The organism is Streptomyces sp. NPDC051987 (assembly GCF_040680735.1).
GTDB lineage: Bacteria > Actinomycetota > Actinomycetes > Streptomycetales > Streptomycetaceae > Streptomyces.
This window is the reverse complement of sequence record NZ_JBFAXI010000160.1, coordinates 1-10,273: the sequence shown is the minus strand read 5'-3', so window position 1 is coordinate 10,273 and position 10,273 is coordinate 1. Positions and strand designations below refer to the sequence as shown.

8 protein-coding genes are annotated in these 10,273 nt (G+C 70.9%); 3 read left to right on the top strand and 5 right to left on the bottom strand.

The features are described 5' to 3' along the window. Window positions 1–75: 75 nt before the first annotated feature. From AB0M11_RS40205 to AB0M11_RS40195, 3 genes are all read right to left on the bottom strand, one after another. On the bottom strand, window positions 76–1,263 hold the full coding sequence (locus AB0M11_RS40205) for a sulfotransferase (RefSeq protein WP_365713720.1): 1,188 nt from the start codon (window positions 1,261–1,263) through the stop codon (window positions 76–78). A 124-nt stretch (window positions 1,264–1,387) separates the two neighbouring features. Continuing rightward, window positions 1,388–3,442, bottom strand: coding sequence for a glycoside hydrolase family 31 protein (locus AB0M11_RS40200; protein WP_365713718.1), 2,055 nt, complete (start codon window positions 3,440–3,442; stop codon window positions 1,388–1,390). Window positions 3,443–3,515: 73 nt separating this feature from the next. Beyond that, a complete protein-coding gene (locus AB0M11_RS40195) occupies window positions 3,516–4,529 on the bottom strand; it encodes a LacI family DNA-binding transcriptional regulator (protein WP_365713716.1) in 1,014 nt (337 codons plus the stop codon). Between the two features lie 421 nt (window positions 4,530–4,950). Here AB0M11_RS40195 and AB0M11_RS40190 point away from each other — a divergent pair, with 421 nt between their 5' ends. After that, window positions 4,951–6,885, top strand: a complete 1,935-nt coding sequence (locus AB0M11_RS40190) for an acyl-CoA dehydrogenase family protein (RefSeq protein ID WP_365713714.1) — start codon at window positions 4,951–4,953, stop codon at window positions 6,883–6,885. A 15-nt stretch (window positions 6,886–6,900) separates the two neighbouring features. Here AB0M11_RS40190 and AB0M11_RS40185 read toward each other — a convergent pair whose 3' ends face one another. Together AB0M11_RS40185 and AB0M11_RS40180 are read right to left on the bottom strand one after the other, a co-directional pair. Beyond that, on the bottom strand, window positions 6,901–7,320 hold the full coding sequence (locus AB0M11_RS40185) for a PIN domain nuclease (protein ID WP_365713712.1): 420 nt from the start codon (window positions 7,318–7,320) through the stop codon (window positions 6,901–6,903). Then, a complete protein-coding gene (locus AB0M11_RS40180) occupies window positions 7,317–7,526 on the bottom strand; it encodes a type II toxin-antitoxin system VapB family antitoxin (RefSeq protein ID WP_133027381.1) in 210 nt (69 codons plus the stop codon). Before AB0M11_RS40180 ends, AB0M11_RS40185 begins: the two co-directional genes overlap by 4 nt. Before the next feature lie 109 nt (window positions 7,527–7,635). Between AB0M11_RS40180 and dxr the strand changes: the two genes are divergently transcribed. Then, window positions 7,636–8,907, top strand: a complete 1,272-nt coding sequence (gene dxr, locus AB0M11_RS40175) for a 1-deoxy-D-xylulose-5-phosphate reductoisomerase (RefSeq protein ID WP_365713709.1) — start codon at window positions 7,636–7,638, stop codon at window positions 8,905–8,907. 8 nt (window positions 8,908–8,915) lie between these two features. Then, entirely contained in the window at window positions 8,916–10,208 is a 1,293-nt protein-coding gene (locus tag AB0M11_RS40170) for a site-2 protease family protein (RefSeq protein WP_365713722.1), read from the top strand. Window positions 10,209–10,273: the final 65 nt, after the last annotated feature.

Sequence of the window (10,273 nt, the reverse complement as noted above, 5' to 3'; positions counted from 1 at the left end):
TGTTGACCGAGGGGTGTGGGGCTGGTGAGCGGCCGGGCCGGCCCGGCGTGGGGTGCGGGGCCGGCCCTGCCGCGCTCACGCCCGGTCGACCTCGGCGCGCAGCGCGTTGTAGTCCGCGAAGGCGCGCTCGACGTCCGCCCGGCTCAGGCCGTAGCGGGCCAGGTCGTAGCTGTGCACCCGCCGTCCCCGGGGGCGGGCGGCGACGGCCGGGAGGCGGGCCGCCTCGGCCTCGGTCCAGCGGGCGCCGACGGCCGCGTAGAGCTTCGGGGCGCCCGCGGCCGGGTCGGCGCCAAGCCAGGAGTACGGCACGTCGACGAGCGACTCGCGCGGGACGGCGGCGCGGGCCGCCAGGCCGCGGGCGGCCGAGCGGGCGAGCAGCTCCAGCCAGGTGGCCCCGATCCAGTGCGGGTCCACGGGGCGGGTGTTCACCGTCATGCCGTGCTCGACCAGGCTGCAGAAGGAGGCCACGGCGGTGGCCGGATCGCGGTGCGTCCACACGATCGTGGCGTCCGGGAAGACCGCGCGCAGGGCGTCCAGGTTCTCCAGGTGCAGCGGTGACTTCAGCACCCAGCGGCGGCGCGGGCGGCCGTACTGGAGCACCTGGTAGATCTGCTTGAGGTAGCGGTAGTCGGCGCCGAAGTCATGGCTCTCGTGCCAGGACAGGTAGCCGGGGATCACAGCCTGGGACAGGGGCATCACGGTGTGCGGCAGCGCGAAGGTGCACTCCTCCGGGCCCTCGGGGCGCAGGTCGTGGATGTGCCGGAAGCGCGGGGAGAAGAGGTTGATGCCGCCGACCAGACGGCGGGCGGTGGTGATCGCTCTCCTGCGTTCCTCCGGCGTGCGGTCGAGGCCGGGGGTGAGCAGCTCCCACAGCAGCGGGCAGCGGTGGTCGGCGGAGAGGGAGAGGATGCCGTGGGTGAGCGTGGTGGCCGTGCGGGGCAGGCCCACCACGAAGACGGGGCGCTCGACGGGCTCGCGCTCGATCTCGGGGTGCTCGGCGAGCAGCCGGCGGATCCGGGCCCGGTTGGCGAGATGGCGGCCGACGTGCCCGCGCGCGGACAGCCAGCCGACCGGGGTGAGATGTTCGGCCGCCGCCCAACATCGCAGCAGGTGACGGAAGTCGTCGGTGTACGGCTCGTCGCCGTCGGCGGGCCCGGCCGCGTCGAGCAGCCGGTCGAAGGCCCGGTCCGGTGTGCGGCGGTCGCGGAAGCCGGGTCTGAGGAGCAGATTGGCGAGCGTGAGGGGGAGCGGGTCCATGGGCACGGGGACGGAACCCTTCGTGGGCGACAGTGGAGGGGATACTGCCTACCCCCTCCAACTGGCCTGCCATACCGCGGACTTGAGACATTAACCGGCCGGTGACGAGAGGCGTCGCGATTCGGCCGGGCTACTCGGTGACCGGTAGTTCCGCACCGTCCCGCAGGAACAGCGGGATCCGGTCCAGCGGCGCGTCCACCGTCACCGCCACGCCGCCCTCGTACGACTCGCCCGTCCACGCGTCCGTCCAGCGGGCGCCCGCCGGCAGGTACGCCGTCCGGGCCGTCGCGCCCGCCGTCAGCACCGGGGCCACCAGGAGGTCCCGGCCGAAGAGGTAGGCGTCGTCGACCGTCCAGGCCGTCTGGTCCTCGGGGAACTCCAGGAACAGCGGCCGCAGCACCGGCAGACCCTCCTCGTGGGCCTCCCGCATGACATCGAGGACGTAGGGCCGCAGGCGCTCGCGCAGCCGCAGGTACTTCTCCAGGACCGCGCCGGCCTCCGGGCCGTACGACCACACCTCGTTCGGGCCGCCGGTCATGTCGGGGCCCAGCGGCATGCCCGGCTCGCGGAAGCCGTGCAGGCGCATCAGCGGGGAGAACGCGCCGAACTGGAACCAGCGGACCATCACCTCGCGGTAGGCCGGGTCGTCCGGGTCGCCGCCGTGGAAGCCGCCGATGTCGGTGTTCCACCAGGGGATCCCGGACAGGGCCGTGTTGAGGCCGGCCGCGATCTGGTGGCGCAGGGTCGTGAAGTCGGTGCCGATGTCACCGGACCAGAGCGCGGCGCCGTAGCGCTGACTGCCCGCCCACGCCGAGCGGTTGAGGGTGACGACCTCCTCGCCCGCGGCCCGCAGCCCCTCGTGGAAGGTCCGGGCGTTCTCGGCGGGGTAGCTGTTGCCGACCTCCAGGCCGGGGCCCGCCCAGTAGCGCAGGTTCTCCTGGAAGCCCGGCTTCAGCTCGGGCTCGCAGGCGTCCAGCCAGAACGCCGTGATGCCGTACGGGTCCAGGTAGTTCTCCTTGACCTTGGACCACACGAACCGGCGGGCCTCCGGGTTGGTGGCGTCGTAGAAGGCGACCTGGACGGTCGACGCCACCTCTTTGTCCGGCCAGTCGGCGTGCGCCGTCGGACCGTACTGGGTGCCGATGAAGTAGCCGCGCTGCTCCATCACCGGATGGTTCTCGCTCAGCGGGGACACCGACGGCCAGACGCTCACCACCAGCTTGATGCCCAGCTCGTCCAGTTCGCGGACCATCGCGGCCGGGTCCGGCCACTCCTTCGGGTCGAACTTCCACTCGCCCAGGTGGGTCCAGTGGAAGAAGTCGCAGACGATCGCCGAGATGGGAAGGTCGCGGCGCTTGTACTCCCGGGCCACGGCGAGGAGTTCGTCCTGGGTGCGGTAGCGCAGCTTGCACTGCCAGAAGCCCGTCGCCCACTCCGGCAGCATCGGCGAGCGCCCGGTCACCGCACTGTAGGCGCGCTGTCCGTCGGCCGGGGTGCCCACCGTGATCCAGTAGTCGAGCTGGCGGGCCGAGTCGGCCACCCAGCGGGTGCCGTTGCCGGCCAGCTCGACGCGGCCGATCGCCGGGTTGTTCCAGAGCAGGGTGTAGCCGCGGCTGGAGACCAGCACCGGGATCGAGACCTCGGCGTTGCGCTGGACCAGGTCGAGCACCAGGCCCTTCTGGTCCAGGCGCCCGTGCTGGTGCTGGCCCAGACCGAACAGCTTCTCGCCCTCGTAGGCCGCGAACCGCTGCTCCAGACGGTGGTGGCCGTTGCCCACCGCGGTGTACAGGCGCGAGCCGGGCCACCAGAAGTGCGCGCGCTCCTCGGCCAGCACCTCCGAGCGGTCGTCGGTGCGCAGGAAGCGGACCAGCCCCTCGGCGGACACCTCCACGGTCAGGCCGCCGACCGTCACCTGCCCCTCTCCGTCACCGATCTTGACGGTCGACCCGGTCGCGGGGGGCTCGTCGAGCAGGGCGCCCGGCAGCCCAGGGAGGATCGGCCCGCCGAGCCTGGCCCGCACCCGGACCGCGTCCGGACCCCACGGCTCGATCCGCAGCGTCTCCTGGCGGCCGCTCCACTCCAGGGCGCCGTCCCGCTCGCGGAACGTGCCGACGGTGGGGGAGGACTGCGCGAGGCTGACCTTGGGCTGCGCGGTGGCAGACGGGTGTTCGGCAGGCTGGTTCACGTGCGCGCTCCTGAATGAGTGCAGACATGGGGTGCCCCGGCGCGGCGGGACACACGGGGGCAGGGCGAGCGGTTCAGGACCCGGCCGGGGCCGGTCCCGTGCTCGCCCGTACCGTCAACTCGGGTGCGATCAGCACGACCTCGTCGCTGCCCCGGCCGTCCAGCTTGGCGACCAGGTGCTCCACGGCGTACCGGCCCATCTCCTGGGCCGGGATGGCGACCGAGGTCAGCCGCACCGAGGCCTGGACGGCGACCTGGTCCGGGCAGATCGCTACCACGGACACGTCCTCGGGCACGGCCCGGCCCTGCTGGCGCAGCAGCGCGAGCAGGGGCTCCACCGCGGACTCGTTCTGGACCACGAAACCCGTGGTGCCGGGGCGTTCGTCGAAGATCCGGGCCAGTGTGGCGGTCATCGCGTCGTACCCGCCCTCGCACGGCCGGTGCAGCACCCTGAGGCCCAGCTCGCGGGCCCGGGACCGGAGCCCGTCGAGGGTGCGCTCGGCGAAGCCCGTGTGCCGGTCGTAGACCGCGGGCGCCTCGCCGATGACAGCGATGTCGCGGTGGCCGAGCTTCGCGAGGTGCTCCACACACAGGGCGCCGGTCGCCCCGAAGTCGAGATCGACGCAGGTCAGCCCCGAGGTGGAGGCGGGCAGACCGATGAGCACGGAGGGCTGGTCGGTCTGCCTCAGCAGCGGCAGCCGCTCGTCCTCCAGCTCCACGTCCATCAGGATCATGGCGTCGGCGAGCCCGCTGCCGGTGACCCGGCGCACCGCGTCCGGCCCCTCCTCGCCGGTGAGCAGCAGGACGTCGTAGCCGTGCAGGCGGGCCGTGGTGGCCACGGCGATCGCGATCTCCATCATCACCGGCACGTACATGTCCGTACGCAGCGGGATCATCAGCGCGATGATGTTCGACCGGCTGCTGGCCAGGGCGCGGGCGCCCGCGTTCGGGTGGTAGCCCAGCTCGCGGATGCTCTGCTCGACCCGCTGCCGGGTGGTGGTGGAGATGGACCGCTTGCCGCTGAGGACATAGCTCACCGTGCTCGCCGAGACTCCGGCGTGCTGGGCGACCTCGGCGAGGGTGACCATCCAGCTCTCCAAGCTTTGTGAAGCGCTTCGACAGTGCGCATTGCTGACAACGGCGAGTGGGGGTGATTCGACAGTAGCCTCAGTGCGGGTAGGTGTCCATAGGTTGTCGAAGCGCTTCGACAACGAATTGATCCGATGTCCCGGGCGCCTTTCGGAGGGGCGGCCGCAAAGAGGTCGTACGACCGTCAGACGGGCCGTACCCGAACCGTCCCCCGGAAGGACCCGTTGGCGCAACAGGGGGACGTCACGTCGTACCCGGTCGGCATGCGCCGGCGGACGGGTCAGGGTGACAGTCGGCTCGTCAGTCGATCGGACCGCGAGGGCTGGTGGGTGCGGCCCGTTTCGGGTACCAACGATCCAGTAGCACTGTTCGGTAACGAACGGTCCACAACAACCCCCTTTTGTGGCGAGGTGAGCCCTGATGTCCGCCCCCACCACCAAGAAACCCACCGTCACCGAGCGGGAGGCCCGCCAGGTGGCGGAGGCCGCCCGGGAACAGGACTGGCACAAGCCCAGCTTCGCCAAGGAACTGTTCCTCGGGCGCTTCCGGCTCGACCTCATCCACCCGCATCCGCTCCCGGCGGACGAGGACGTGCGACGCGGCGAGGAGTTCCTGGCCCGGCTGCGCGAGTTCTGCGAGACGAAGATCGACTCCGCGCTCATCGAGCGCGAGGCCCGCATCCCGGACGAGGTGATCGCCGGCCTCAAGGAACTCGGCGCCCTCGGCATGAAGATCGACACCAGGTACGGCGGCCTCGGCCTCACCCAGGTCTACTACAACCGGGCCCTTTCCCTGGTCGGCTCCGCCAACCCGGCGGTCGGCGCGCTGCTCTCCGCCCACCAGTCGATCGGCGTCCCGCAGCCGCTGAAGATCTTCGGCACCCAGGAGCAGAAGGACGCCTTCCTGCCGCGCTGCGCCCGCACCGACATCTCGGCGTTCCTGCTCACCGAGCCCGACGTCGGCTCGGACCCGGCCCGCCTGGCCACCACCGCCGTACCGGACGGGGACGACTACGTCCTCGACGGGGTGAAGCTGTGGACCACCAACGGCGTGGTCGCCGACCTCCTGGTCGTCATGGCCCGGGTGCCGAAGACGCCGGACCGCAAGGGCGGCATCACCGCCTTCGTCGTCGAGGCCGACTCGCCGGGCATCACCGTCGAGAACCGCAACGCCTTCATGGGCCTGCGCGGCATCGAGAACGGCGTCACCCGCTTCCACCAGGTCCGGGTCCCGGCCGCCAACCGCATCGGCCCCGAGGGCGCCGGCCTCAAGATCGCCCTCACCACGCTCAACACCGGGCGGCTCTCGCTGCCCGCGATGTGCGTGGGCGCCGGCAAGTGGTGCCTGAAGATCGCCCGCGAGTGGTCGGCGGCCCGTGAGCAGTGGGGCAAGCCGGTCGCGCTGCACGAGGCGGTCGGCTCCAAGATCAGCTTCATCGCGGCGACCACCTTCGCCCTGGAGGCGGTCGTCGACCTGTCCTCCCAGATGGCCGACGAGAACCGCAACGACATCCGCATCGAGGCCGCCCTCGCCAAGCTCTACGGCTCCGAGATGGCCTGCCGGATGGCGGACGAGCTGGTCCAGATCCGCGGCGGCCGCGGCTTCGAGACGGCCGAGTCGCTGAAGGCGCGCGGCGAACGCGCCGTGCCCGCCGAACAGCTCCTGCGCGACCTGCGCATCAACCGCATCTTCGAGGGCTCCACGGAGATCATGCACCTGCTGATCGCGCGCGAGGCCGTCGACGCCCACCTCTCGGTCGCCGGTGACCTCATCGACCCCGACAAGTCCCTCCAGGACAAAGCGCGGGCGGGCGCGAACGCGGGCGTCTTCTACGCCAAATGGCTGCCGAAGCTGGTCGCCGGACCGGGCCAGCTCCCCACGTCGTACGGCGACTTCCGCCACGGCGTGGACCTCGCCCCCCACCTGCGCTACGTGGAGCGGCACGCCCGCAAGCTGGCCCGTTCCACCTTCTACGCCATGTCGCGCTGGCAGGGGCGGATGGAGACCAAGCAGGGCTTCCTGGGCCGGATCGTGGACATCGGCGCCGAGCTGTTCGCGATGAGCGCGGCCTGCGTGCGCGCCGAACTGCTGCGCCGCCAGGACGACCACGGCCGGGAGGCGTACCTGCTCGCCGACGCGTTCTGCCGGCAGGCCCGCATCCGCGTCGACGAGCTGTTCACCCGGCTCTGGTCGAACACCGACGACCTGGACCGCAAGGTCGTCAAGGCCGTGCTCGGCGGTTCCTTCGCATGGCTGGAGCAGGGGATCGTCGACCCGTCGGACGAGGGCCCGTGGATCGCCGACGCGACCCCCGGACCGTCCCGACGGGACAACGTCCGACGCCCGTTCGGGTGAGGGCGACCGCGTCGGCTACAGGCTGCCCGGTGGCATCAGCCACTGGGTGGGCTGGCCGGTGACCGACGCGATGGTCTCGAAGTCGTTGTCGTAGTGCAGCACGGTGAGGCCCTGTATCTCGGCGGTGGCGGCTACGAGGAGGTCCACCGTCCCCGCCGAGCGGTGCCGGCCCTTCGCGGTCAGCTCCTCCTGGACCCGCCATGCCCGCGTCAGCGCACGGTCGTCCAGGGGTGTCCAGCAGAACAGGGCATCCAGGTCCTCGACCATCTGCACGCGGTTCTCGGCGTTCCTGGCGCTGTAGAGGAACTCGATCTCGGTCACCGGGCACCGGGCGACGAGCCCCTCTGCCAGGGGGCTCTCCCAATGGGCGAGGGTCGGCTGCCTGAGGACCCGGACGAGGGCGCTTGTGTCGATGAGGTATTTGGCGGTGTTCATCGCCGATAGTTCGCCTTGTCCAGAAGGATGTCGAAGTCGCCCGCGTCGGCCTGCGCGGCCAGCCGGGCCAGCGCGAGGGCACGCTTCTTCCGTTCGACGCCTTCTTTCAGGGCCGCGGTCACGGTGTCCTTCTTGGTCTTGGTCCCGAACGCTATGGCCGCCTGCGCCAGCAGTTCCTCGTCGATGTCGATCAGAGTCTTGGCCATGGCGACACTCCTCGTATATCAAGCCGAGTCTTGCGTATATAGATTACCGCACCGCCCGAGGTGGGGACGCCCTGTCCTCCCGGCCGCCCGTTGCCGCAACAATGGGGGGATGACCGACAGTCCCGCCAGTCCGGCGCCTCTCGCCGACCCCCACCTCGTGTACGACCCGCTCGCGGGCGACGGCCCCAAGGACGTGGTGATCCTCGGCTCCACCGGATCCATCGGCACCCAGGCCATCGACCTTGTCCTGCGCAACCCCGACCGCTTCCGGGTCACCGCCCTCTCCGCCCACGGCGGCCGGGTCGCCCTCCTCGCCGAGCAGGCGCACCGGCTGCGGGTGCGCACCGTCGCGGTCGCCCGCGAGGACGTCGTACCGGCGCTGCGCGAGGCGCTCACGGCGCTCCACGGCCCCGGTGAGCCGCTCCCCGAGATCCTCGCCGGACCCGACGCGGCCACCCATGCCGCCGCCTCCGACTGCCACACCGTCCTCAACGGCATCACCGGCTCCATCGGCCTCGCGCCCACCCTGGCCGCCCTGGAGGCCGGCCGCACCCTCGCGCTCGCCAACAAGGAGTCCCTGATCGTCGGCGGCCCGCTGGTCAAGGCGCTGGCCAAGCCCGGCCAGATCATCCCGGTCGACTCCGAGCACGCGGCGCTCTTCCAGTCGCTCGCGGCGGGCACGAGGGCCGACGTCCGGAAACTGGTCGTGACCGCCTCCGGCGGCCCCTTCCGCGGCCGCACCAAGGCCGACCTGGCGAACGTCACCGTCGCGGACGCGCTCGCCCACCCCACCTGGGCGATGGGACCGGTCATCACGATCAACTCGGCGACCCTGGTCAACAAGGGGCTGGAAGTCATCGAGGCACACCTCCTCTACGACATTCCCTTCGACCGCATTGAGGTGGTCGTGCACCCGCAGTCGTATGTCCACTCGATGGTCGAGTTCACGGACGGATCCACGATCGCGCAGGCGACGCCCCCCGACATGCGGGGGCCGATCGCCGTCGGTCTCGGCTGGCCCGAACGGGTCCCGGACGCGGCGCCCGCCTTCGACTGGAGCAAGGCCTCCACCTGGGAGTTCTTCCCGCTGGACAACGAGGCCTTCCCGTCCGTGAACCTGGCCCGGCACGTCGGAGAGCTCGCGGGCACCGCACCGGCGGTGTTCAATGCCGCCAACGAGGAGTGCGTCGAGGCCTTCCGGTCCGGTCTGCTGCCTTTCAACGGCATCATGGAGACCGTGACCCGGGTGGTCGAGGAGCACGGCACCCCTCGTACGGGAACTTCGCTCACCGTGCCGGACGTACTCGAAGCGGAGACCTGGGCCAGGGTCCGGGCCCGGGAACTGACAGCGCAGAAGGCGACCGCGGAGGCGCGTGCATGACAGCCCTGATGATGATCCTCGGCATAGTCGTCTTCGTGATCGGCCTGCTGGTCTCGATCGCCTGGCACGAGCTGGGGCATCTCTCCACCGCCAAGCTCTTCGGCATCCGCGTCCCGCAGTACATGGTCGGCTTCGGCCCGACCATCTGGTCGCGGCGCAAGGGTGACACGGAGTACGGCATCAAGGCCGTCCCGCTGGGCGGCTATATCCGCATGATCGGCATGTTCCCGCCGGGCGCCGACGGCCGGATCAGCGCCCGCTCCACCTCGCCCTGGCGCAGCATGATCGAGGACGCCCGCTCGGCCGCCTTCGAGGAGCTCCAGCCCGGCGACGAGACGCGCCTCTTCTACACGCGCGCCCCCTGGAAGCGCGTGATCGTGATGTTCGCGGGCCCGTTCATGAACCTGGTCCTCGCGGTGGCGCTGTTCCTCACCGTCCTGATGGGCTTCGGCATCAGCCAGCAGACCACCACGGTCAGCTCGGTCTCCCAGTGCGTGATCGCGCAGAGCGAGAACCGCGACACCTGCAAGAAGACCGACGCCGCCGCCCCGGCCGCCGCCGCGGGTCTCAAGGCCGGCGACAAGATCCTCTCCTATGACGGAAAGCGCACGACCAGCTGGAACCAGCTCTCCGACCTGATCCGGTCCACCCCCGGCAAGGAGGTCGCGATCGTCGTCGACCGCAAGGGGCACGACGTCACCCTGCACGCCAAGATCGCCACCAACCAGGTCGCCAAGAAGGACTCCAGCGGCCAGATCGTCCAGGGCCAGTACGTCACCGCCGGCTTCCTCGGCTTCAGCGCCGCCACCGGCATCGTCCGCCAGGACTTCGGCGACTCCGTGACCTGGATGGGCGACCGCCTCGGCGAGGCCGTCGACTCCATCGCGAGCCTGCCCGGCAAGATCCCGGCCCTGTGGGACGCGGCCTTCGACGGCGCCCCCCGCCAGCCGGACTCCCCGATGGGCGTGGTCGGCGCGGCCCGCGTCGGCGGTGAGATCTTCACTCTGGACATCCCGCCCACCGAACAGCTGGCCATGGCCCTGATGCTGGTGGCCGGCTTCAACCTCTCCCTGTTCCTGTTCAACATGCTCCCGCTGCTGCCGCTGGACGGCGGCCACATCGCGGGCGCCCTGTGGGAGTCGCTGCGCCGGAACCTGGCCAGGGTGCTGCGCCGCCCGGACCCGGGTCCCTTCGACGTGGCGAAGCTGATGCCGGTGGCCTATGTGGTGGCGGGGATCTTCGTCTGCTTCACCCTCCTGGTCCTAGTCGCGGACGTGGTTAACCCGGTCAAGATCAGCTGAGAAGCGTTCATTTCCAGTCATCGTGTAGCAATGGCGTGCCCTTCACTCGTGTAGCCCGCACGAGT